The organism is Micromonospora sp. DT201, assembly GCF_049841575.1.
Taxonomy (GTDB): domain Bacteria; phylum Actinomycetota; class Actinomycetes; order Mycobacteriales; family Micromonosporaceae; genus Micromonospora.
In genome coordinates, this window is sequence record NZ_JBNCKP010000011.1 from 171,138 (window position 1) to 194,109 (window position 22,972).

Consider the following 22,972-nt stretch of genomic DNA (forward strand, 5'->3'; position numbering starts at 1 on the left):
TCCCCGCTGCGGGGAGCCGGCGTGCCGGCCTGGGTGGTCGGGTCACTCATCGCACACGCACCCTCGGGTCGATGAAGGCGTAGGAGAGGTCGACCAGCAGGTTGACCACCACGAAGACCAGCGCGGCGAGCAGGATGATCGCCTGGAGCACCGGGTAGTCCCGGCCGCCGCTGATCGAGTCGGTGATCAGTGTGCCGATGCCGCCCCAGTTGTAGACCTTCTCGGTGAGCACCGCGCCGGACAGGAGCGCGCCGGTCTGCAAGCCGATGGTGGTGACCACCGGCAACAGCGCGTTGCGCAGGATGTGCCGGCCACGGATGGTGCGGTGCCGCAAGCCCTTCGCCTCGGCGGTCCGCACGTAGTCCTCGTTCAGAACGTCGAGCACGCTGGCCCGGGTGATCCGCACGATCACCGCCAGCGGGATGGTGGCGAGCGTGATCGCCGGCAGGATCAGATGCCACAGCGCGTCGGCGCTGGCATCGAACTCTCGGGTGAGCAGGCCGTCGAGCACGAAGAACCCGGTGACATTTGTGTTGTCCAGTCCGGTGGTGAGCCGCCCGGACGGCGGGAACCAGTGGATGTTCTGCGTGAAGACGTCCTTGAGCAGGTAGCCCAGGAAGAAGATCGGGATCGAGATGCCGAGCAGGGTGCCTGCGATGGTGAGGTTGTCCAGCGAGCGTCCGCGCCAACGCGCGGCGAGGTAGCCGAGCGGCACCCCGAGACCGACCGCGATGATCATCGCGGCGAGAGCCAGCTCGATGGTGGCCGGGAAGGCGCGGCTGATGACCTCGGTGACCGGGTCACCGGTCCGGATCGAGTTGCCGAAATCGCCGGTCACCACCCGCTGCATGAACTTGCCGTACTGCACCAGGATCGGCTGGTCGTAGCCGAGCGCCTTGGTCAGCAGGGCGCGGCGCTCGGGCGTGGCCCGCTCGCCGAGCAGCGCCTCGACCGGGCCTCCGGGCAGGTTCCGCAGCCAGATGAAGATCAGCGCCGACAGCGCTATGAGGGTCACCACCAACTGCAGGAGGCGGCGAACTATGACTCGCAACATCTCTCACACACCAGACTCTCGATGATCGCGGAATCGGCCCGGGCCGGGAGGAGCCCCGGACCCGGGCCGATCACGCCTACGGCGTCAGCCGATGAACGTCACTTGCTGATGCTGACCGTGTTGAACCGCTCGTCGGTCAACGGGCTGGCAACCAGACCCTTGACGTCCTTGGTGACGACGATGGCCGGCGGGGCGTGCCAGAGCGGCACGGCCGGCAGCCACTTGGCGGCGATGTCCCGGTTGACCTGCTCCCAGGCCGCCTTCTTGCCGGCGTCGTCGACGGTGCCGTCGGCCTTGGAGATGGCGTCGAACATCTCGGTCATCGACTGGTCGCCGAACTCGGCCTTGGCGCGGCCGAAGAACGTGCCGACGAAGTTGCCCGGGTCGTTGTAGTCACCGGTCCAGCCGAGGATGTGCAGGTCGTGCTTGCCGAACTGCTGCACGTCGTCCTTGAAGCCACCGTTCCACGGGCGAGGCACACCGTTGACCTTGATGCCGACGGCCTGCAGGTCGTTGGCAAGGACGGTGAAGATCTCCTGCGGGTTCGGCATGTACGGCCGGGTGACGTCCGGCGGGTAGTAGAAGTTGAGCGTCAGGCCCTCGGCGCCGGCATCCTTGAGGAGCTGCTTGGCCTTCTCCGGGTTGTAGTCGTACTTCTGCACGTCCGGGGCGTAGCCGAGCACGGTGTCCGGCTGGAACTCGTCGGCGACCTTGGCGCCACCCGGGCCCTTGGTCTGCACCAGCTGCTGGCGGTTGAGCGCGTAGGCGATCGCCTGGCGCACCCGCAGGTCCTTCAGCTTCGGGTTCTTCTGGTTGAGGCCCAGGTAGAGGATGTTGAACGCCGGGCGGTTGACGACCTGGAAGCCCTCACCCTCGAGCGCCTTGCGGTCCGCCGGGGCCGGGAAGTCGATGCCCTGGACGGTGCCGGCACGGAGCTCCTGCTTGCGGGTGCTCTCGTCCTTGATGATCTTGATGATCATCTTGTCTACCTTGGCCTTCTCGCCGTAGTAGTCCGGGTTCCGGTTCAGGGTGATCTCGTTCTTGGCCTTGTCCCACCCACCGAAGGTGAACGGACCGGTGCCGACCGGGTGCTCGTTGGCGAACGCGCTGTACGAGAACGAGTCACCGTTCTGCGAGACCGTGTTGGCGTCGTACTTCTTGAGCGCCTCGGGGCTCGCGATCGACAGCGAGGTCAGCGCGAAGGCACCGGGGAAGGCGCCCTTGTACTTGTTCAGGGTCAGGACGGCGGTTCCGTCGTCCTTGGCCTCGCACTTGTTGTAGATCGACTCGCCGGCACCCTCGGCCTCGTTCTTGGCGAACCCGCCGAAGGTGTCCATGTAGTAGATCATCTGGGACTGGGCGGCAGCGCCCTTCATGTTGTACCAGCGGTCGAAGTTGAAGCAGACCGCAGCGGCGTTGAACGGCGTACCGTCGTGGAACTTCACGCCCTGGCGGAGCTTGAACGTCCAGACCTTGCCAGCCGGGTCGTGCTCCCAGGTCTCGGCCAGGCCACCCTGCAGGTCCGCGGTGCCCGGCTTGTGGGTCACCAGGGTGTCGAACATTTGCCGGACCGGCCGGAACGACTCACCGTCATCGTTGAAGATCGGATCGAAGTTCTTCGGGTCACCGGCACCCGCGAAGATGAAGGTGCCGCCAGTCTTGGCCTCGCCACTGTCGCCGCCGCGCTCGCTCTTCGCGCAGCCGGCCGCGCCGACCGCCAGAGCGGCAACGGCCGCGATGGCCACGGCTGTTTTAAGCCTTCTCGCCTGCATCTCTCACCTCTGTCATGCGCATGACCACGCCGAGCTGTGGCTCGGTCCGTGTGCGGGAGGCTATGACATGTCACACGCGAAGCGGAACGGCCGCGTGGCAATCGCTATCAAGCCGACACCTTGCGCGGGGGTCTGACAGTCGACGGCACGGCGAACACATGGCGCGACACATCGATCCGTACGGGGTCGGGCACCAAAACGGGGGCGGCACCGTCGATGACGGCACCACCCCCGGGGGTACGACTCAAACGGCCCGACGACCCTCGAAGGCCCGGCCGAGGGTGATCTCGTCGGCGTACTCCAGGTCGCCACCGACCGGCAGCCCGCTGGCCAGCCGGGTCACCGAGATCCCCATCGGCTTCACCATCAGCGCCAGGTAGGTGGCGGTCGCCTCGCCCTCGGTGTTCGGATCGGTGGCCAGGATCAACTCCCGAACTCCGCCACCGCCGAGCCGGATCAGCAACTCCCGGATGCGCAGATTGTCCGGGCCGATCCCCTCCAGCGGATTGATCGCGCCACCCAGCACGTGGTAGCGACCGCGGAACTCACCGGTCCGCTCGATGGCCACCACGTCCTTGGGCTCCTCCACCACGCACAGCACCTCGTCGGTGCGGCGCGGGTCGCGGCAGATCCGGCACTGCTCGGACTCGGCCACGTTGTAACAGGTCGTGCAGAACCGCACCAGCTCCTTGACCTTGCGCAGCGCGCCGGCCAGCCGGTTGACGTCGGCAGGATCCGCCGACAGGACATGGAACGCGATCCGCTGAGCGCTCTTCGGGCCCACGCCCGGCAGCCGGCCCAGTTCGTCGATCAGATCCTGGATGGCACCTTCGTACATCTGCCGGCTCAGAAACCGGGCAGGCCGAGGCCGCCCATGCCACCGGCGACCGGACCCATCTTGCGCTCGGTCAGCTCCCGTGCCGCCTCGGCGGCGTTGTGCATGGCCGCGACGACCAGGTCCTCCAGCGTCTCCACGTCGTCCGGGTCGACGGCCTTCGGGTCGATCTTGATGGCCTTGAGCTCACCGGAACCGGAGACGGTCGCGGTGACCAGCCCACCGCCGGCGGTGCCGGTCAGCTCGGCCTCGGCCAACTCGGCCTGGGCGGCGGCGATCTGCTGCTGCATCTTCTGCGCCTGCTTCAGCATCTGCTGCATGTTCGGCTGTCCACCTGGGCGCACGGATGGCTCCTTCTCGCACTCGTCTGCTCGGCCGCCGCCCAGCCTATCCGCTGGGACCGACCCCACCCCGCCCGGTGCGTCCGTCCACGCCGAGACCGGGCCGACTTGCACAGGTACGGCTACCACTACCCCGAACCGGCCATCTGCTGGTAGTGCGCCGAGAGCCGTCGCCCTGGTGTGCTCATGAGCATGAATCTCAACCGCACCGGCCGGGTCGGCGCTTTGTGCTGGGTCGCGGCCGCACCGATCTTCCTCGTCGCCAGTCTTGTCACCGGCCTACGCTGGCGCGAGCCGACCTACAGCTGGGCCACCCACAACATCAGCGACCTTGGCAACGTCCACTGCGGCATCTGGGACAGCAGTCGGCCCCGCTACGTCTGCTCGCCGTGGCACCCCCTGATGAACGCCGCACTGCTGGTCACCGCGCTGCTGCTCGCCGCCGGGCTCCTGCTGACCTGGCGGGTCCTCGGTCGGGGCGGCGTGGTGCGCTCGGCCCAGATGCTCCTGCTGCTGGCCGCCGGCGGGTACGCCCTGGCGGACTTCTACCCCGCAGACGTCGACGAGAACCTGCACGTCCTCGGCGCATTTCTGATCATGGGGCTGGGCAACGTCGGCCTGCTCCTCGCCGGATTCGCGCCAGGCACCACGACGCTCGGCCGATGGCGACCGCTCACCCTCACCGCCGGGTTCATCGCCCTGGCCGGGACGGTGCTGTTCTTCGCCCAGCAGAGCGCCGGGATCGGGGTCGGCGGCATGGAACGGGTCGCCGTGCTGCCCTTCCCATTCTGGGCCTGCTGCCTAGGCGTCCTGCTAGCCGAAACCCCAACCCCAGCCCGTGTCGATCATGCAGTTGTGGTGGGTGACAAAGCGCCCAGGATGAACTTGTTCGGGCACCACAACTCCATGATCGACGAAAGTTAGCGGGCGTCGACCTCGTTGATCTTCTCGGCTCCGAAGGTTTCCCGGAGCAGCCGTACCGCCTGCTCTTCACTGGACTCCCGCGCGGTCTTCTCGTCGATGACCTCGTCCAACGGCTCGTCGCCCGGGTCGAACCCCTCGTAGACCGGGGCCGCCGCTGGTGCCGCGCCACCCGGCCGACCACCACGCGAGGGGCCGTCGTAGTCCGGGTCGTAGGGCGGCTCGCCGGCCCATTCGGCGTCCGCGACGGGCCGGGCCGCCGATCCGGTACGCGCACCGCGCCCCGCCGCCGCCGCGCGAGCTGCGGCGATGGCGCTGCTCACCGGTGCGCCACCGGCTGTCGCCGGCTGTCGGGCCGCCGGTGTCGAGTTGCCTCGCCCGCCGGGGGTGCCGCCGCCTGCCGCCGGGCCGGGGCCACCTGGACCGCCTGGTCCGGTGCCGTTGGCGCTACCGCCGTTGACGCTGGAGCCGTTCGCGCCGGAGCCGTTGGCGCCGGTCGGTGTAGGTGCCGAGCCGGAGCCGCCCGGTGCAGCGCCGGGGCTTGCGTCGTTTCCGGCCGACGCGCCACCCGGACGGGCGGCCTCCGGCCAGTCTTCGTCATCGGTCGCCTCGGCAGCGGGGGCGCCACCGCCGGGACGGGCGGCCTCCGGCCAGTCGTCCTCGTCATCAGCAGGTGCGGCGGGCGGCGCTCCGCCCTGCCGGCCTGCACCGTGGCCACCGGAGCCGTCCCCACCGCGCGCACCCGCTTCAGGAAGACCACCACGGGCACCCGGGCCGGCAGCGCCTGTCGAATTCGCTGCGGCGGGCAGCGCGTTGGTCGAGCCAGCAGCGCCGGTTGAGGTCGGCGCAGCGGACGGCGCGCTCGACGAGCCGGCAGCGCCGCTCACGCCCGGCGCGCCAACAGCGCCGTTCACGTTCGACGCGCCAACAGCGCCGTTCACGTTCGACGCGCCGGCAGCGCCGTTCACGCTCGGCGCGCCAACAGCGCCGTTCACGTTCGACGAGCCGGCAGCACCACTCACGCCCGGCGCGCCAACAGCGCCGTTCACGTTCGGCACGCTCGACGCGGCGGGCCCGGCAGTCGGATTCGGCGCGCTCGACGTGACCGGCGGCCCGTCCGGCGCGGAGGGCGGTGCGGCGGGCGGCGCGGCGGGTCGGGTCGGCGCAGCGGATTGCGAGCGCTGCGGACCGGACAGCGACACGCCACCGCGCTCGCCGGCGACCTCGCAGCGGATCTGCCAGCGCCCGCCCAACTCCTCGTAGAGCGCGTCGGTGAGCACCGCCGCATGATCGGCCATCATCTTGGCCAGCACGGTGGACTTCACCGTCAGCACCAGCATGTCGCCGTCAAGTTCACGCACCACAGCGTCGCGCATCAGGGCGGCGATCCGCTTGTTGGTCCGGTTGACCTTGCCGACCACGTCGGGCCAGACGCGGCGAACCGCGACCGCGTCCAGCGCTGCGGCCGGCGCACCCGGTCGAGGTGGCTCCGGCGTGGCCGGGTCGGGGAGCACTGCCGACGGCGGCACCACGCGACGTGGGGCCAGCGAGCCGGTGTCCGGCCCGGCGGGCGAGACGGGTCCCGACCCGGCGACGGTCGATGCACCGGGTGACGCCGGGATCGGCGAGTCGGCGGCCGAGACGTGCGAGGCAGGTACGCCCGAGGCCTGAGCGTGCGAGGCAGGCACGCCCGAAGCCTGAGCGTGCGAGGCAGGTGCCCCGGAGACCGAAGCAGTCGACGCGGGAGCGCCCGAGGCCGCAGCGCTCTGGGTCGGGGATGCTGCCGGGTCGACCGCCCACGGCGGTGCGGAGGTCGGGGCGTTGACGGGTGCCGGGGTGGCGGCAGCCGGCACCGGGGTGCCCGGCTGTGGGCGTACTCCTGGGTGGTTGGTTGGCACGGAGCCGGCGGCGGCCGGCGGCGCGTCGGTGCCGCTCAGGGTGAGCCGACGTTCCATCCGCTCAAGGCGCTGGAGCAGGCCACCGGTGGAGTTGTCGGTGCCGGGCAGCAGCATCCGGGCGCAGATCAGCTCCAGCAGCAGGCGGGGCGCGGTGGTGCCGCGCATCTCGACCAGCCCGTTGTGCACGATGTCGGCGCAGCGGGAGAGCGTGGCCGAGCCGAGCTGCGAAGCCTGGGCTGCCATCCGTTCGATCTGGTCGGCCGGGCCGTCGATCAGACCCTTCGCGGCGGCGTCCGGCACCTGCTGGATCACGATCAGGTCGCGCAGCCGTTCCAGCAGGTCGGAGGCGAACCGGCGCATGTCGTGCCCGGCTTCGGCGACCCGGTCGACGGTGGCGTACGCGGCCGCGCCGTCACCGGCGGCCAGCGCGTCGCACATCTCGTCGATCAGCGCCGAGTCGGTGACCCCGAGCAGCGCGACGGCCCGGGCGTAGCTGACCCCCTCCGCGCCGGCGCCGGCGATGAGCTGGTCGAGCACCGAGAGGCTGTCCCGCATGCTGCCGCCACCGGCGCGGACCACCAGCGGAAAGACCGCCGGCTCGACGGCGACGCCCTCGGCCTGGGTGAGCTGCTCCAGGTACGGGCGGACCACCTTCGGCGGAAACAGCCGGAACGGGTAGTGGTGGGTCCGCGACCGGATCGTGCCGAGGACCTTCTCCGGCTCGGTGGTGGCGAAGATGAACTTGACGTACTCCGGGGGCTCCTCGACCAGCTTGAGCAGGGCGTTGAAGCCCTGGGTCGAGACCATGTGCGCCTCGTCGATGATGTAGATCTTGAAGCGGCTGCTGGCTGGCGCGAAGAAGGCGCGCTCGCGCAGCTCGCGGGCGTCGTCGACACCGCCGTGGCTGGCCGCGTCAATCTCGATCACGTCGATCGAGCCGGCACCGTCGGCGGCCAGCGAGCGGCAGGAGTCACACTTGCCGCACGGCTCGGGTGTGGGGCCCTGCTCACAGTTGAGCGAGCGGGCCATGATCCGGGCGCTGGTGGTCTTGCCGCAGCCACGGGGGCCGGAGAAGAGGTAGGCGTGGTTGAGCCGCCCGCTGCGCAGCGCCCGCGACAGCGGCTCGGTCACGTGCTCCTGACCGATGACCTCAGCGAAGGTACGCGGCCGGTACTTGCGGTAGAGCGCCAGCGTCACTCGTCCCGCCTCCTCTCGACCGAGCCATTCTGCGCCGGTCAGGCGCGGGTGACCACCCACCCCGCCGCGCACTGTGGTTGCGGCCCGTTTGACCGGCTTGATCGACTCCATGTCGGCGACATGGCGGCATCCACGGCCCGGGAAAGCCCCACATCGGCGACCTGGCGAGGGGCCCCGGAGACAAAAAGGCCTCCCGTGCACCCGGCAGAGCTCGCTTATCCTTGCTGCCTTCCGGCCCTGGGGAGGTTCACGAGATACCGCCGCACGGGAGGTGCCGCCAAGCCTACCCGACCCCTCGTCGATCTTCAGGGGGTGGTGGGGTGGCCCGGCCGACGCGGGCCTGTATCCTGGCTCGCGGAGGATTCGCCTAGAGGCCTAGGGCGCACGCTTGGAAAGCGTGTTGGGTTTACACCCTCACGAGTTCGAATCTCGTATCCTCCGCTCGCCTGAGCAGCACCAACGACAGGGCCGGCCCCACGGGGACCGGCCCTGAGTCGTCTGCGCGGTGGATCAGCCCACCACCTGGACGTTCTCCGCGCCCTGCGCCGAGAGCCACGCTTCGAGTTCGCCACCGCCGAGGGACCGGCTCGTTGCCTCGTCGACGAAGACCGGGCCGACGACAGCCCCCTTTGCGCCTTCGAACTGGCAGCCGAAGATCCTCGCGCCGCTCAGCACCGCCGGCATGCTCGTGCCGCCGATCGTGCACCAGCGCAGGCTGGCGAACTCAAGGTTGGCGCCGCGCAGGTCAGTCTTGTAGAGCTTGGCGGAATTGAGGATCGCGTAGCTGAGATCGGCACCAACCAGAACGGCGTCGTCGAGTTGCACCGAGAACAGCCGCGCCGCGCGGAAACGCGCCTCACCGGCCGAGCAGCCGACCATTTCCGCCTTCGTCAGGTCAGCGCAGGAGAAATCCGCGCCCTGCAACTCGGCGTTGGTCAGGTTGGCGTCGCCGAGGTCGGCCCCCTCGAATCGGGCGCCGACCAGGTGGGAATTGGCGAGGTAGGCGCCGGCCAGGTCGAGACGGCTGAGATCAGCGCCGCGAAAATCGAGAAAATCACCCGACAGGTACGCCGTGGTCGACGAGAACCACTTCTCCAACGCTTCCCGAGCCTCGGGGCAGTCCGGCCAGCGAATCACGTCGCTACTGCTCGACATCGACCTCGAACCCCGGCTCACCACCGGCCGCGCTGCTCGTCCGGGTTCGGTAACCCCTTCCACGTTTGGAACCTCGGCCGTCATGTGTCCCCTCGGTCGCTCAAGGTGATCATGCTGAGCTGGCGAGGCTAACATGAGCGACTGTCCAGGTGAGACGCCATAACCCACCCACTGCGCTGCCCGTGGTCTGATCGACGTCGTGACTGAGGCGACGTGGCAGTGGGACGAGACCTTGTACGCGGGCAGCGCCCGCCATTACAGCGTGGGCCGGCTGCCCTATCCGCCCAGTCTCGCCGAGGCAATCGGCACCGCCCTCGACCTCGACGGCACCGGTCGACTCCTCGACGTCGGCTGTGGGCCTGGGCCGTTGACGCTGCTGCTCGCGCCCCTGTTCGAGGCGGCGGTGGGCGTCGACGCCGACCCGGACATGCTCGTCGAGGGGCAGCGCAGAGCTGACGACGTCGGGGCGACAAACGTCGAGTGGCGCCACCTTCGCGCCGAGGCCCTGCCGGCCGACCTGGGCACATTTCGGGTGGCCACGTTCGCCCAGTCGTTCCATTGGATGGACCGCCCGCTCGTGGCTCGTCGAGTCCGCGAGATGCTCACGCCCGACGGGGCCTGGGTCCATGTGGCCGCCAGCACGCACCGTGGCCCGGCCGATGACGAGGCGCTGCCCTACCCCCGACCGCCCTGGCGGGAGATCGACGAACTGGTCGCCAGCTACCTGGGGCCGGTCCGCCGGGCCGGGCAGGGGTTGTTGCCAGCGGGCACCCCTTCGGGCGAGCAGGAGATCATGCGAGGCGCCGGCTTCACCGGCCCCACGCAGATCGAGGTGGACGGAGGGATGGTCGTGGAGCGCTCCGTGGACGAGATCGCCTCGGCGGTGTTCTCGCTGTCCAGCTCGGCACCGCATCTGTTCGGCGACCGACTACCCGCCTTCGAGGCAGATCTGCGCCACGTACTGACGACGGCGGCGCGAGATGGTCTCTTCGCTGAACGGCGACGAGAGGTCGCCGTGGCGATCTGGCGCCCCTGACGCCGATCAACCGCGGGCGCGAGCCAGGAAGGCCCTGACACCGGCCAGCCGCGGGCGCGAGCCAGGAAGGCCCTGACACCGGCCAGCCGCGGGCGCGAGCCAGGAAGACCCTGACGTCCCTCAGCCGCGGGCGCGCGCCCAGGAAGACCCTGACCTCCCTCAGCCGCGGGCGCGGGCCCAGGAGAGGAAGCGTTCGGTAAGCCGTGCCGGGTCGACCTCGATGAGCTGTTCGCCGGCTTCGGCCTGGAGCGTCGCCAGGTAGACGGTCAACGCCAGCCGGTCGTGCCGGTACTCACCGAGCAACCGCAGTTTCGCCGCCGAGCAGGGCCAGGCGATGCCGCACGCCGCGCAGCGCCAGGTCGGGCGGGTGGGTAGGTGATCCCGGTGGCGGCGGCGGGACATGGGCGAGCCTCCTTCGGCGCTGGAAGGGGTGCCGCCCCGCCTCCCCGTCGGGGCGGCACCCGGACTGACGCCGACCGCCGGGCTACTGCACCTCCACCGGCCGCGCCGTCTTCTGCGAACCACCCTCGGCTGCGTTACGAGACAGATACACCGCGTAGCGATATGGTCCTCAGATATTCGAGACATCCGATGGAGGGGCCGTGAACGACGCGCTTCGGGTGGCGCTCAGCGACACCGGGCACACCACCGAATCCCTCGCCGAGACCGTCGGCGTCGACCCGAAGACCGTGGGGCGCTGGTTGACCGAGGGGCGCATCCCGCATCCTCGGCACCGCCTGGCGGCAGCGGAGGCCCTCCATAAGGACGTGTCGGACATCTGGCCGGACACTTCAAGACGTCGTGACCCCATCTGGTTCCGTCCGTGGCAGGAAATTGAGCGCGAGGCGGTGTCGCTTCGCTGGTTTGAATCAACCGTCCTGCCGGGGCTCCTCCAGACCGAGGCGTACGCGCGTGCGGTGCTGAGCGGCGCGGGTCTGATCCCCCGGGACGACATCGACCGACACCTCACCGTCCGACTCGGCCGGCAGGGCGTGCTCAGGCGGGACGACCCGCCGCAGTTCACGGCGGTCATCGACGAGGCGATCCTCCGTCGCCCGGTCGGCGGCCGGTCGACCATGCGCGAGCAACTGCTGGCCGTGGTGACGGCCTGCGCCGAGCCGCACATCCGGGTACACGTCGTGCCCAGCACGGTCGGTGCCTACGCCGGCCTCAACGGGCCGTTCGTGATCGCGCACAGCCACGACCACCGGGTCGCCGGCTATCTCGACAACCAGCTCCAGGGACAAGTGGCTAGCGACCCCGACGACATCGCCGCCATGATGGCGGCATGGGAGAACGTGCGCGGGGAGGCGTTGTCCCACTGGCAGTCAGTCGATCTCATCACGGAAGTGGCGGAGACATGGAGCTGAACGGCGCCCGGTGGCGCAAGAGCAGCCGCAGCAGCGGCAACGGCGGCGCGTGTGTCGAGGTCGCCGACAACCTGCCCGGCGTCATCGGCGTACGGGATTCGAAGGACCCGGCCGGCCCCACGCTGACCTTCGCGCCAAGGTCCTGGCAAGCGTTCGTAACCCAGCTAACCCAAAGCGCCTAACAACGCCCCCGTCCACGTCGACGACTCCGCGATCTTGCACTTACTGTCCCGACAGATCAGGGCATTCCACCCGGATCGGCGACAGCAAGTGCAAGATCGCGAGGGGTGGAGGGGTGCGGGTACGGTCGGGGGCGGGCGGAGCCTGGGCCCGTCGTACACATGTTCTATCCACAGGCTGTGGACGGCGGAGGGTTCGATGAGTTACCAGCTCAGCGCGGTGGTCGCCGACGCGGAGCTGCTCCGCGAGCAGACCGCCGAGCTGGATCGCGCGGTCCTCGGCGAGCTACGGCAGGATTTCGCCCTGCTGCCGATCACCCCACAGTTGGTGGTGGAGCTGACCGGGTCGCTGCCGGATTTCGCGACGGACGACCCGAGTGCCGAGCACCCGTTCAACTTGGTGTTGTCGCCAGCGTTGGTGGAGTTGCTGGCCCGGTGGTCACTGACGGGACCATTGGCCTACCTGGAGGCGGAGTTCTGGGGCGGCGTCGGCCACCAGTCGGCGGCGGTGTGGCTGGGTGGTTCGCTGTCGTGGGGTCCGCGCTTCGACGACGAGCTGGATACGCCGCGCGAGCAGTGGCCGATCAACGCGGCCCTCATCCAGCTCGGTGTCGAGCCGGGCGCGTGGATCGACCCGTTCGCCGAACTGGGGTTGCACCTGGAGCGAGACACCGACGGCTGGTTGGCGCACGGACGCCGTCGACTCAGTGCCGACTACTGGGATGAGCTGGTCGAGCAGTGGGAAAATCAGTAATCCGGCTAGCGGCAGCAACCTGAACGCTCCCATTCCGTTGGGGACTGGGGGATTCCATGAAATTGCGACAATTCGCGTTTATTGCCATGCTGATGACGGCTGCCACGATTGCTGGCAGCGGCGTACCGCCAACCGGGCCACTCCCGGACGGCCGGCCCGCAGGCAGCGTGGAGATCATTGACCTGAACGGCCTCAGCAACATCGAGTTCGGTGACACCGAGGACGAGCTGACCCGACGCGGCATCCTGCTCACCAATCTGGATGCCTGCGGGCCGACGCTCGCCGGCCACGACACGGTCAGCCCGGTCTTCGTGGAGGACAAGCTGGTGCTGCTCTGGGTCGGCGACCCGATGCGGACACCGGAGGGCATCACGGCGGGCTCACCCGTCGAGCAGGTCTGGGCCCGCTATCCGCAGGTCACTCGGCTCCGGGCTCCACAGGGGACGCACCGCCTCGACGGGTTACTCGCCCGCAGCGGCGACCGCGCGTACCTCTTCCTGCACGACGGGCGCACGGTCCGAAAAACCATCGCGGGGTACGCCGACTGGGCCCGCCGCCTCTTCGACGAAGGGGCGGGCCCATGCTGATCGGCGCAACTGATCAGGGCGATGCGGTGCCGACGCAGTCGAAGTCGCTGGCCGGCAACCTTCCGTCGGCGAGATAGGCGATGACCGCGCCGTCGACGCAGGCGTTGCCGTAATTGCCGAAGACACCGTGGATCCGAGCATTGCGCAGGGTGAGCAGCCGGGAACCGGTCAGCGCCCGGTGCATTGCCTGGCCGTGGCGGTAGATCGTCCGGGTGTCCCCGGTGGACTGCACGATCAGGGCGGGCACGCCATTCTGCACCACGGTCGGCAGCTCCCGTGGCTGCTGCGGCCAGAACGCGCACGGGCTGATCGCCCTGGTCAGCTCCCCGAACCGGGGCTCACTGGCCCGATGCTGCCGGATGTCTCGCCAGTAGTCCGCGGGATCGCGGGACACCGGCACGTCTCCGCACAGGATCGCGGCCTGCACGCTGCCCGTTGCCGACTCGGCGCCGGTCAGCAGGAACGACAGAGTGTCCGCCAACGACGCGGTGGGTGTCGCCGAGCCGGACATCGCGGCCTGCCGAAGCACCTGGACCGTCTCCGCGAGGTCGGCGTGCGTCTCGTCCCGGTCGTCGCCGAGCCGGTTGAGCAGCAGGTACGGCAGCGACTGTCGGTCCACCCGGTAGTGGCCCACTCGCAGCGGACGGCGGGTCGCCGCCGCGTGGATCCCGTCCACGACGGCCAGCACCTGCTGGCCGGTGCTGCCCAGGCCGTACCGGTCATCGTGGCGGGCCACCCAGTCCGCCCAGTCGCGCAGTGCCACTTCGTTGGCGGGCCCGGCCTCGCGCAGCACCCTCGCGCCGTAGTTCGCTGGGTCGACCGCGCTGTCCAGGACGACCCGATCCGCCCGGTCGGGGAACATTTGGGTGTAGACCGCGCCGAGGTACGTGCCGTAGGAGTAGCCGAGGTAGGACAGCTTGGGTTCGCCGAGCACAGCCCGGAGGAGATCCATGTCGCGAGCCGTGTTTCGGGTGGTGACGTGCGGCAGCAGCTCGGCGTTCCGACGGGTACACCGCGCAGCCAGGTCCCGTTCGAACGCGGTCAACCGGTCGAACGCGGCGTGGTCCGACCCGGCTGAGCGGGTCCAGGTGCCGGTCGGCCAGCCGCAATCAAGTGGGGTGCTGCGACCAACGAAGCGGGGATCCAACCCGACCAGGTCGAACCTCGCCCCGACGTCACCCATCCACTGCCGTATCGGCAGGACATCCGACATCCCCGGCGCACCTGGACCGCCGGTGTTCAGCAGCATGATGCCGACCCGGCGCTCGGTATCGGTCGCCGCCAGCCGGGACAGCGCCAGGGTGATGGTGCCGCCGCCTGGGCGGGCGTAGTCCAGCGGCACGGTCAGCTCAGTGCAGGTCGCGCCCGCGTGATCCAGCTCGGCACCGACCTGGTCGGCCGAACCCCGCTGACAGGCGTGCCAGTAGAGGTGTTGGCGCTTGTAACCGCTCAAGTCGTCGGCATCGGCGCGTACCGAGGCGGCGTTGGCGGCACCGCCGACGGCGACGGTGATCCCAATGGCGGTCAGCACCGCCATCATCCTTGTCGCGCTGCTGATCCCGTTCCAGGTCATCTGCGTCTCCATTGTTGTCGAGGAATCCGCCCGGCGACGGCTCACCGGGCCTCGCACAGGGCGGCGTGGAGAGTCGTGGACAGCGCCTGCCAGCTCTCGTACGACGCCGGTTCGTCGTTCACGACGAGCTGGGCGCGTCGACCGTCGGCGGTGACCCCGCCGAGGGTGCGGAAGCCCGGCGTCGTCCCGCCGTGCCCCCAGTAAAGAGTTCCGCCACAGCCGGCCAGTGGCGTCGAGATGATCCCGAGCCCGTATCGGGCGCCGGGCCACAGCCGGTCCGGGTCGGCCGGCACCGTCTGGGTCAACACGGCGAGGCGGGTTGAGTCCAGCAGTTGCCCGCCGAGCAGCGCGGCGAAGAACCGATTCTGGTCGGCGAGGGTCGAGACCAGCGCCCCACCGGCCCCGCCGTACGACATGTTGAGCTCGGTGACATCGCGCCGTTCCTCAGCGCCGACCAACGCGTAGCCGCGCGGATGGGGCCCACGGATCCGCACGGCGTCACCGGGCCAGTAGGTGTCGTTCAAGCCCAACGGCCCGATGATCCGCCGGGTGATCTCCGCGCCGATGTCGAGACCGGTGGCCCGCTCGACGATCAGGCCAGCGAGGACGTAGTTGGTGGTCGAGTAGTGCCAGCTCGCATTGGGTGACGGCTGGGCCAGCGCCATCGCGATCAGCTCTGCCGGCGAGTAGTGCCGATACCGCCACCGATCCACCCGGTCCCAGTCCAACGCGTCAACGTGGTCGGGCAGGCCGCTGGTGTGCCGCAACAGATCGCGGACGGTGATCCGCCGGCCGTCGTACCCGTTGCCCCGGACCAGACCCGGCAGGTATCTCTCAACGGGGGCGTCCAACCCGATACGGCCCTCGGCAACGAGTTGCAGCACCACGGTCGCGGTGAACGTCTTGGTCGAGCTGCCGATCCTGATCCGTTCGTCGGCACGCATCGGCCGGTTTGTTCGCAGGTCGGCCCGACCACTGGCGTCGGACCACCAGCCGCAGCTGGGCCCATACACCTCGATGGCCGCACCGACCAGCCGGTGGGTGCCGGTGAGATCGTGCAGCGCGGCCGTCGTCGCCGGCAGGCCGGAGCACGCCGGCCCAGGCTGGCGGGCTACGGCCGGCCCACTCGCGCCGCCGAGGGCGAGCAGGACAACCCCGGCGAGCACGCCGAAACGTTGCCTTTGTCGTGTCGGTGTTCTCATCTCACCGACGCTAGGGACGGCGGGTCGGGCCCACGAGAGAGCAGAGGCCCCGATCGATGGTGTAGCTGGCTACACTGCCCCACCGCCACTGGTGGGCGGAGAATATGACGATGCGGCGGGCATGGTTCGCAACGACATACCTGGTGACCGGCGGGGCCACAGCGGTCGCGTCGGCGGTCGCTCTCGGCGCGCTGGCTGTGGCACTCGGGTTGAGCCTCGTCCTGGTTGGCGTCGCGCTGCTGCCCTCAGCCGTGCACGTCCTCGGATCGGTCGCTCACCTGGAGCGGCGCCGCGCCGACCGGCTGCTGGTCACGCCGGTCCCGGCCGAACCCCGGGCGCTGGGCGCTTTCCCGGCCGCCCGGCTGCGTGCGGCGGCGGGTGATCCGGCCACCTACCGGAGTGCGGCCTGGCTGACCGTGCACGCCATCGCCGGGGTGCCGCTCGCCGCCGGGGTGTTGCTGCTCTGGCTGATCGTGCTGGGTGGGCTGGTCGTGCCGCTGATGTGGTGGGCCGTGCCGGTCGAGGCACCGCTCACCTTCGTCGTGCCGATCACGAGCTGGGTCGAGGCTTTGCTGCTGCCACCGCTGCTCACACTCGCCGCGCTGACGCTCCTCCGGTGGGCTGTTCCGGTCCTCGCCGTGGCGTACGCCCTGGCCGCGCGGGCATCGTTCGCGCCGTCGCCTCGGAGCCGGTTGGAGCGTCGGGTCACGGAACTCACCGCCACCCGGGCCGGCGCGCTCGACGCCCACGCGGCGGAGCTGCGGCGGATCGAGCGCGACCTGCACGATGGCACCCAGGCCCGGCTGGTGGCGATCGCCATTCACCTCGGCATCGCGCAGAGTCGGCGGGCTGCCGACCCGGCGCTCGCGGACCAGCTGATCGACCGGGCCCGGACAAGCGTCGAGGCGGCGCTGACCGAGCTGCGCGCTGTGGTGCGGAGCATCTACCCGCCGATTCTCGCCGACCGAGGGCTGCCAGGCGCGGTGCATGCGCTCGCCGCCGACTGTCCGGTGCCGCTCACTGTCCGGGTCACCCCGCTGCAACGACTACCGGCCGCACTGGAGAGCGCCGCGTACTTCGTCGTCGCGGAGGCACTGGCCAACATCGCCCGTCATAGCCGGGCAACCGGTGGTGACCTCCGGGTGGAACACCGGTCGGGCCATCTGGTGGTCGACGTGACCGACGACGGCGTCGGCGGCGCCCAGCCATCGACCGGCACCGGCCTGACCGGCATCCAACGCCGGGTCGCGGCATTAGACGGCAGAGTCGAGCTGAGCAGCCCGATCGGCGGGCCGACGGTGTTGCGGGTGGAGTTGCCGTGCGCGTCCTGATCGCCGAAGACAACATCCTGCTCCAGGAAGGGCTCAACCTGCTGCTCAGCACCGCAGGCTTCGAGGTGACGGCGGCGGTGGACTCGCCCGCCGACATCATCGCGGCGATCGATCGGCAGCGCCCCGACGTCGCCATCATGGATATTCGACTGCCGCCCACGTTCCGTGATGAAGGGCTGCGTGCCGCGTTGATCGCCCGCCGGCAACACCCAGGGCTGCCGGTTCTGCTGCTTTCCCAGTACGTGGAGCGCGCCTACGCAGCCGACCTGCTCGCCGACGGGCAAGGGGGCATTGGTTACCTGCTCAAGGACCGGGTGTCCCGGGTCGAGGAGTTCCTCGACGCGTTGCGTCGGGTCGCCGCCGGCGGCACCGTGCTGGACCCACAGGTTGTGGCCCAGCTCGTCGCCGCCCGGCGTAGCCCGCTCGCCGACCTCACCCCACGCGAACGCGAGGTGCTCGCGCTGATGGCGGGAGGGAGCACCAACACGGGCATCGCCGCCCAGCTTGTGATCACCGAGCGCGCGGTGAGCAAACACATCGGGAACATCTTCACCAAGCTCGACCTAGCCCCCGACACCGATGTGCACCGCCGCGTCGCTGCCGTGCTCACCTTCCTCAACGACCCAGGCCGGTGAGTGGGCCGATCCATAGCGGCCCCGCCCACTCGCCGCACCCGGCCGGGCGATGGCATCAACGGCGAAGCGACCGGACGTTAAGACGGTTGTCCACTGATCGAGCGCCATGGAATCATCTCCCCGCCCGCGCAGGTCGCGCGGATTTCACGGGGGAGTTGATGTGCGAACAAACCTACCCAGATTTGGGCCGATCCTGACCAGGAGCGCCCTGTCTCGACTGGCTCTCGTCGCGGTCCTCGCGACGGCGATGTCACCGGTCCTCATCGGAGCCCCCGCCGCTGCCGCGGCTCCGCCTTCCATCGCGCCGATGGCTGCGGCGGCTCCTTCCGCATCGCCGACGACGCCTGCCACGCCCACCGCAGACCCCACCGGTGCGGCCACCAAGACCCCATCGACGACCGGTGCCGCCAAGGTAGCCGGCTGTGGCGGCAAATTGACCTTCGGCACCGTCGTGACCTGCCCGTCCATCGTCGACGAGCAGAAGAACGTTTGGAAGGTCACCACGAAGGCCGACTCCGACACTCTGATCACTCAGCTGAGTCGGGGAACGGGCCTGTCCGTCAGCGCGCGGGTGACCGACGGCGCGGGAACCGAATTCTGCTACTTCGGGAGCGACACGGGCAGCTGCGAGCTCGGCCCGGCGGGCACCTACACCGTCACCGTGACGCTCCCCTACCCGACCGGCAGCGGCGACTACACGCTGTCGGTGGAGTCGACGCGGACGCCCTCAACGTGCGAGCGGCTGCCGAACAGCTTCTTCTCCTTCGCCTCACCGGGTGTGAGCGGGACCCTGCCAGCCGGAGCGGCGGGGCACTGCTTCAAGTTCGACCAGCCAACCGGCTCGGTGCTGCACCTGGCGGACCCGAGCAACGCGGGTGACGTTCGGGGGCAGATCCTGGACGCTGAATTCCAGCCACTCTGCTCGGTGCAGGACACCACCCAGTGCACGCTGAGCCGGCCTGGGCCGTACCGACTGTTCCTCAGGGAGTCCTACGGCGGCGAGAGCACCTACACCCTCAAGATGCCCCGCATCTCGCAGGCCGCCGGATGTCCCAAGCTGCCGCTGGCATCGTTCGGTGACCCCGGCGCGGCCGTCGGCACCGGCTCGATGACGCAGAAGGACGAACTGGCCTGCCACTCCCTGAAGGCCACCGCCCCCACCGCCGTCGTCGTCCGGATCAACCCGGACCAGCTTCTGCCCTGGCGGATCGTGAACGCCGCGGGTCAGCAGGTCTGCGACAGGTACTCCTCGAATCGTTACTGCGCACTGCCCGAAGCCGGTGCCTACACCCTGCTGGTGAGCAACGACAACTGGGAGAGCGCCAGCTACCGGGTAGCGGTCGCCGCGATCAGCCGGAACACCGGGTGCGCCTCGGCCACTGGCACGACCTGGGACCAACCGGCTCTCGTCATGCACCAGACCTCGCCGGTCCAGATCAACTGCCAGCGGTTCCACGGCAAGGCCGGCGAGCGGGTCATCACCTACACCGCCCCGGAGCGGTACAACGACGCCGCAGCATGGTTGGTCGACGAGAACGGCACCGGGCTCTGCACCGAGTGGTCCGAGCAGGACGGGTGCGTACTGCCCTCGACCGGCACGTACCGCGTCGTCTCATACCTGTCGAACTGGGCCGAAGACAGCGTCGATCTCACCTACAAGGTTCAGATCCGTCGGCTCTCCAACGCGGTCGGCTGCCCGACCATCACCCCGGGCACGTACAACTCTGCGCCCACTGGTGCCCTCGGAGGCATCCGCTGCCGGACCCTGGACCTTCCCGCCGCCGGCGTGTACCGGATCACGGCCGTTGACGGGGAGAGCAACCGGTCGTACGCCACCGTCTACGACTCCGCCGGAACCAAGGTTTGCACCGACATCCGGTGCGAGATCCCTGCGGCTGGGAAGTACGTCATGGTGCTCAGCGGGGGCATGACCAACGAGGTGCTCGACAACGACTTCCTCTACGCCGTCGCCCTGCTGCCCTGGCAGACGTCGGACTGCACGCCAGTGTCGGATGCTGGCTGGCAGGACGCCCCACACCGGGGTGGGTTCGAGACCGCTGGGCAGCACAACTGCCTGCAGCTGAGCAGCCCTACGGGCGCCTGGATCGTCCAACTGCTGGCGGCGGACGTCACCGCCGCGACGTTGCCGGGGATCAGCGTGGTGAATGCCACCGGCGATGAGGTGTGCGACTACTCCTCTCTGCAGCAGTACACCTGCGAGCTGACCGGCGAGGCGCCTTTCTCCGCAGTGCTCACCGCCCGCGCGGGGTACCCCACCAGCTCGTACGCCATGGGCTTCGCCCGGACTGACGGGCCGCCGGCCTGTCCGGTGCTGCCCGCGGAGCCGACGGGCGCCACGGTGACCACCGGCGCGGACCGCTTCGCGGTCTGTTTCTCCCTCCCGGCCGACCAGCGCGCAAGCCAGGAGAGCTTCACCTGGACGCGTACCGCCGGCACCGGTAACGCCAGGATGTCGGTCTTCGACAGTCGGGGCATCCGGTACTGCCGCCCCTACACCAAAGCCGCCGAGCAGACGATCACCTGCACCCTGCCGGACGGCCCGGTCACGGTGCTGCTGGAGACCGATGCCGTCGACGCCACGTACCGGCTGACGCACCAGGCCGCCAGCACCTCCGCCAGGTAACCGGCAGCGGGCCGGCTCTCCCTACCGAGAGCCGGCCCGCCGCCCACCACACCACCGTCAGCCGTCGACAGCCTGTTCGAGTTCGGCTTGGAGCGCTTGCCCGACGGGGTGGCGAAGCTTCTTGAACAATGACGGATCAAGTCCGTTTTGTGGCAAGAGATGCCAATATGGGCACCTAAGAGGCTTTCAACCGTCGAGCGTCCCCGAGGAAACATGGCGATCTTTGGCAGCACGGGCACATCCCGCAAGATCGCCGGGATGCCCCGGGTAGCTTCCGCCCTGACCCTGGTTGGCGCGATCACCATCCTGGCCGTCGTGGCCGCTCCACGCAGCGCGAGCGCGGCCGAACTGCCAGTGCCGCTGGGCGCCGCCGCCAACTTCGCGGTCCTCGCCGGCACGACGATCACCAGCACCGGGCTCAGCATGGTCAACGGTGACATCGGCGTGAGCCCGGGCACAGCGGTGACCGGCTTCCCTCCCGGCCAACTGAACGGCTCACTGCACGCCAACGACGCCGCCGCCATGGCAGGTCAGAGCGATCTGGCCATCGCCTACGGCGATGCCGTCTCGCGAACGACCACGGAAGTTGTCTCGGATCAGCTCGGTGGAACCACCAAGACCACCGGCGTGTACGAATCCGTCGCGGGCACCTTCGACATCACTGGAGACCTGACCCTCGACGCGGGGGGCGACCCGAACGCCGTCTTCATCTTCAAGACCACCACCACGCTCATCACGGGCGCATCGAGCATGGTGAACCTGATCAACGGCGCCCAGTCGTGCAACGTCTTCTGGCAGGTCGGCAGCTCCGCCACGCTTGGCGCCAACTCCACGCTCCGCGGCAACCTGCTGGCCTTCACCTCGATCACCGTCGGCGCGGCGCTCGAGGTCGACGGCCGAACGCTCGCCATCAACGGCGCGGTCACCATGGACACCGCGACGATCACCCGCTCGACCTGCGCGGTGCCCGGGGAGTTGTCGATCAGCGCACCGGAGACAGCCGACCTGGGCAGCGCCAACCTCGGCGGTGTCGTGTCGGGCAATCTGGGGCCGGTCACGGTGACGGACGAGCGCCTGCTGTCGGCGCCGACCTGGACCGCGACCGTCGTCGCGACAAACTTCGTCACCAGCGGCCTCCCGGTGCACACGATCTCCAACACCAACGTCTCCTACTGGTCTGGGCCAGCCACCTCGACCAGTGGGATCGGCACCTTCACCTCAGGCCATCCCACTGCCGGAGACGCCGAGATCCTCAATGTGGAACGAACTGCGTTCACCCTCACTGACGGCATCGGCAACAACTCGGCCACCTGGGACCCCGTCGTCTCAGTACAAATTCCCCTGACTGCCGTCGCGGGCGCCTACGCCGGCACTGTCACGTTCTCGGTCGCCTGAAGGCTCCCGCAGACGGAGACCGTCCGGTCGATCCTCGCTGACGTGGCCCAAGCCGCAGCGGCGGCAGACTCCGCGTCGGCGCAGGTGGTAGGCGACGGTGGCGGCGCCCAGTCCAACTCCCCACGCGATCCAGAAGAGGCTCGGAAGGTAGATGGCCCAGGTGCCCCGGAGTTCGGGCGTCCACAGAAACATCAGCCCCGCCGGAATGATCGTTACCGAGACGATCGATGCTGGGACGACGGCGAGGGCGGGCGGGACCCGTTTGCCGGCCCTGAACCAGATCCAGCGGGGATACACCTCACCCCACCGGCCCACCAGGCCATGGGTGAGCACGCCACCCGCTGTTGACGCGACCGCGCAGCCGAGCCCGGCCGCAAGCATTCCCGGCGTGTCCTGCATCAGCCGCAGGAAATCCGTGGTGATGCCGAGTGGAAAACCGAGGGCCCAGGCGATCCTGGTGACCTCGTAGGGCAGTGGGGCGAGGCAGGCGACCACGACGGCCCACCTGCCCCACCGCAGCAGCGTCTGCCGGGACAGCCCGTCATCCGCCCCGTGGCGGCGGCCGCAGTGGGCACAGGCGGCCCGGACCCGCCGACGGTAGGCGAGGGTGGCGGCGGCCCACAGCAGGCCGCCAACAAAGATGATGATCAGATTCGTCCGGTGCCAGTAGAGAATGTCGCCGACACCGGCCTGGTCGCCTGGCACGCCGGTGAAGGCGAAGACCAGCAGCAGCGGCGCGAACGCCAGCAGGGCGATCAGCGTGTAGTCGGGAATGATCAGGATCAGGCCGCCCGCCATTGCCCATCCGAAGACAACCAGCCCGGTGGACAGGCGACCAGGTCGGGCGCGTCGCGTCATCGCCAGCGCGACGACTGCCCCGAGTAGCCCGATTGCGGCGATGACCGGGGCGACGACCTCGACGCGGCTGCCTTCCAGAATGGACCCCGACGCGTGGCCCGGGTCGACCGACGCGAATGGGAACCCGTCCCCGCCGGCCCACCAGTACAGCCCCAACACGCCGTACAGCAGCGAGAAGGCCCCAGCCGTGTAACCGGACCACGCGGGCCAGTACGCCCACCAACGCCAGATCATG

General features: G+C 69.5%; 20 protein-coding genes, 1 tRNA gene and 1 other RNA gene. 11 read left to right on the forward strand and 11 right to left on the reverse strand.

The features are described 5' to 3' along the window. Nucleotides 1-46 precede the first annotated feature (46 nt). The 4 genes from ACLQ28_RS19735 to ACLQ28_RS19750 all read right to left on the reverse strand — a co-directional run bounded on the left by ACLQ28_RS19735 (nucleotide 47) and on the right by ACLQ28_RS19750 (nucleotide 3,981). Nucleotides 47-1,054: an ABC transporter permease gene (locus ACLQ28_RS19735; RefSeq protein ID WP_110563643.1), complete on the reverse strand. Its 1,008-nt coding sequence runs from the start codon at nucleotides 1,052-1,054 to the stop codon at nucleotides 47-49. Nucleotides 1,055-1,152: 98 nt separating this feature from the next. Then, on the reverse strand, nucleotides 1,153-2,826 hold the full coding sequence (locus ACLQ28_RS19740; protein WP_425687748.1) for an ABC transporter substrate-binding protein: 1,674 nt from the start codon (nucleotides 2,824-2,826) through the stop codon (nucleotides 1,153-1,155). 244 nt (nucleotides 2,827-3,070) lie between these two features. Continuing rightward, complete coding sequence (recR, locus tag ACLQ28_RS19745) at nucleotides 3,071-3,664, reverse strand: recombination mediator RecR (protein WP_278149514.1); 594 nt, start codon at nucleotides 3,662-3,664, stop codon at nucleotides 3,071-3,073. Between the two features lie 8 nt (nucleotides 3,665-3,672). After that, nucleotides 3,673-3,981: a YbaB/EbfC family nucleoid-associated protein gene (locus ACLQ28_RS19750; protein ID WP_357010708.1), complete on the reverse strand. Its 309-nt coding sequence runs from the start codon at nucleotides 3,979-3,981 to the stop codon at nucleotides 3,673-3,675. Between the two features lie 207 nt (nucleotides 3,982-4,188). Between ACLQ28_RS19750 and ACLQ28_RS19755 the strand changes: the two genes are divergently transcribed. Continuing rightward, a complete protein-coding gene (locus ACLQ28_RS19755; protein WP_425687749.1) occupies nucleotides 4,189-4,926 on the forward strand; it encodes a DUF998 domain-containing protein in 738 nt (245 codons plus the stop codon). Here the strand turns inward: ACLQ28_RS19755 and ACLQ28_RS19760 are convergent. Further along, nucleotides 4,923-8,018 carry a DNA polymerase III subunit gamma and tau gene (locus ACLQ28_RS19760; RefSeq protein WP_425687785.1) on the reverse strand — a complete coding sequence of 1,032 codons (3,096 nt, stop codon included), beginning with the start codon at nucleotides 8,016-8,018 and terminating at the stop codon, nucleotides 4,923-4,925. The genes ACLQ28_RS19755 and ACLQ28_RS19760 overlap by 4 nt on opposite strands. Nucleotides 8,019-8,202: 184 nt before the next feature. Next, nucleotides 8,203-8,292, reverse strand: an RNA gene (gene ffs, locus ACLQ28_RS19765) — signal recognition particle sRNA small type. Between the two features lie 82 nt (nucleotides 8,293-8,374). Here ffs and ACLQ28_RS19770 point away from each other — a divergent pair. After that, nucleotides 8,375-8,459 (forward strand) — tRNA-Ser (locus ACLQ28_RS19770). Nucleotides 8,460-8,528: 69 nt separating this feature from the next. On the opposite strand, the gene ACLQ28_RS19775 is transcribed toward ACLQ28_RS19770, so the two are convergent. Next, on the reverse strand, nucleotides 8,529-9,116 hold the full coding sequence (locus ACLQ28_RS19775; protein WP_425687750.1) for a pentapeptide repeat-containing protein: 588 nt from the start codon (nucleotides 9,114-9,116) through the stop codon (nucleotides 8,529-8,531). 256 nt (nucleotides 9,117-9,372) lie between these two features. On the opposite strand from ACLQ28_RS19775, the gene ACLQ28_RS19780 reads away from it, so the two are divergent. Further along, nucleotides 9,373-10,209 carry a class I SAM-dependent methyltransferase gene (locus ACLQ28_RS19780; protein WP_425687751.1) on the forward strand — a complete coding sequence of 279 codons (837 nt, stop codon included), beginning with the start codon at nucleotides 9,373-9,375 and terminating at the stop codon, nucleotides 10,207-10,209. Between the two features lie 159 nt (nucleotides 10,210-10,368). Here the strand turns inward: ACLQ28_RS19780 and ACLQ28_RS19785 are convergent, their stop codons facing one another. Next, a complete protein-coding gene (locus tag ACLQ28_RS19785; RefSeq protein WP_425687752.1) occupies nucleotides 10,369-10,611 on the reverse strand; it encodes a flavin reductase in 243 nt (80 codons plus the stop codon). Nucleotides 10,612-10,811: 200 nt separating this feature from the next. Here ACLQ28_RS19785 and ACLQ28_RS19790 point away from each other — a divergent pair, with 200 nt between their 5' ends. The 4 genes from ACLQ28_RS19790 (at nucleotide 10,812) to ACLQ28_RS19805 (ending at nucleotide 13,099) form a co-directional block, all read left to right on the forward strand. Next, nucleotides 10,812-11,579, forward strand: a complete 768-nt coding sequence (locus tag ACLQ28_RS19790; protein ID WP_425687753.1) for a helix-turn-helix domain-containing protein — start codon at nucleotides 10,812-10,814, stop codon at nucleotides 11,577-11,579. Further along, entirely contained in the window at nucleotides 11,570-11,761 is a 192-nt protein-coding gene (locus tag ACLQ28_RS19795; protein ID WP_425687754.1) for a DUF397 domain-containing protein, read from the forward strand. Before ACLQ28_RS19790 ends, ACLQ28_RS19795 begins: the two co-directional genes overlap by 10 nt. Nucleotides 11,762-11,957: 196 nt before the next feature. Then, on the forward strand, nucleotides 11,958-12,512 hold the full coding sequence (locus ACLQ28_RS19800; protein ID WP_425687755.1) for a hypothetical protein: 555 nt from the start codon (nucleotides 11,958-11,960) through the stop codon (nucleotides 12,510-12,512). A gap of 92 nt (nucleotides 12,513-12,604) precedes the next feature. Beyond that, the gene (locus ACLQ28_RS19805) at nucleotides 12,605-13,099 is read left to right on the forward strand and encodes a hypothetical protein (protein WP_425687786.1); all 495 of its coding nucleotides are present in this window, start codon (nucleotides 12,605-12,607) and stop codon (nucleotides 13,097-13,099) included. 13 nt (nucleotides 13,100-13,112) lie between these two features. Here the strand turns inward: ACLQ28_RS19805 and ACLQ28_RS19810 are convergent, their stop codons facing one another. Together ACLQ28_RS19810 and ACLQ28_RS19815 are read right to left on the reverse strand one after the other, a co-directional pair. Continuing rightward, a complete protein-coding gene (locus tag ACLQ28_RS19810; protein ID WP_425687756.1) occupies nucleotides 13,113-14,672 on the reverse strand; it encodes an alpha/beta hydrolase in 1,560 nt (519 codons plus the stop codon). A gap of 41 nt (nucleotides 14,673-14,713) precedes the next feature. After that, on the reverse strand, nucleotides 14,714-15,874 hold the full coding sequence (locus ACLQ28_RS19815; protein ID WP_425687757.1) for a serine hydrolase domain-containing protein: 1,161 nt from the start codon (nucleotides 15,872-15,874) through the stop codon (nucleotides 14,714-14,716). 110 nt (nucleotides 15,875-15,984) lie between these two features. On the opposite strand from ACLQ28_RS19815, the gene ACLQ28_RS19820 reads away from it, so the two are divergent. From ACLQ28_RS19820 to ACLQ28_RS19835, 4 genes are all read left to right on the forward strand, one after another. After that, entirely contained in the window at nucleotides 15,985-17,205 is a 1,221-nt protein-coding gene (locus tag ACLQ28_RS19820; protein ID WP_425687758.1) for a sensor histidine kinase, read from the forward strand. Then, nucleotides 17,193-17,840 carry a LuxR C-terminal-related transcriptional regulator gene (locus tag ACLQ28_RS19825; RefSeq protein ID WP_425687759.1) on the forward strand — a complete coding sequence of 216 codons (648 nt, stop codon included), beginning with the start codon at nucleotides 17,193-17,195 and terminating at the stop codon, nucleotides 17,838-17,840. Before ACLQ28_RS19820 ends, ACLQ28_RS19825 begins: the two co-directional genes overlap by 13 nt. Before the next feature lie 307 nt (nucleotides 17,841-18,147). Further along, the gene (locus ACLQ28_RS19830; RefSeq protein ID WP_425687760.1) at nucleotides 18,148-20,484 is read left to right on the forward strand and encodes a hypothetical protein; all 2,337 of its coding nucleotides are present in this window, start codon (nucleotides 18,148-18,150) and stop codon (nucleotides 20,482-20,484) included. 147 nt (nucleotides 20,485-20,631) lie between these two features. Beyond that, a complete protein-coding gene (locus ACLQ28_RS19835) occupies nucleotides 20,632-21,879 on the forward strand; it encodes an ice-binding family protein (protein WP_425687761.1) in 1,248 nt (415 codons plus the stop codon). Here ACLQ28_RS19835 and ACLQ28_RS19840 read toward each other — a convergent pair. Then, nucleotides 21,811-22,971 carry an NYN domain-containing protein gene (locus tag ACLQ28_RS19840; RefSeq protein WP_425687787.1) on the reverse strand — a complete coding sequence of 387 codons (1,161 nt, stop codon included), beginning with the start codon at nucleotides 22,969-22,971 and terminating at the stop codon, nucleotides 21,811-21,813. The two genes, ACLQ28_RS19835 and ACLQ28_RS19840, sit on opposite strands and share 69 nt — an antisense overlap. Between the last annotated feature and the right edge of the window lies 1 nt (nucleotide 22,972).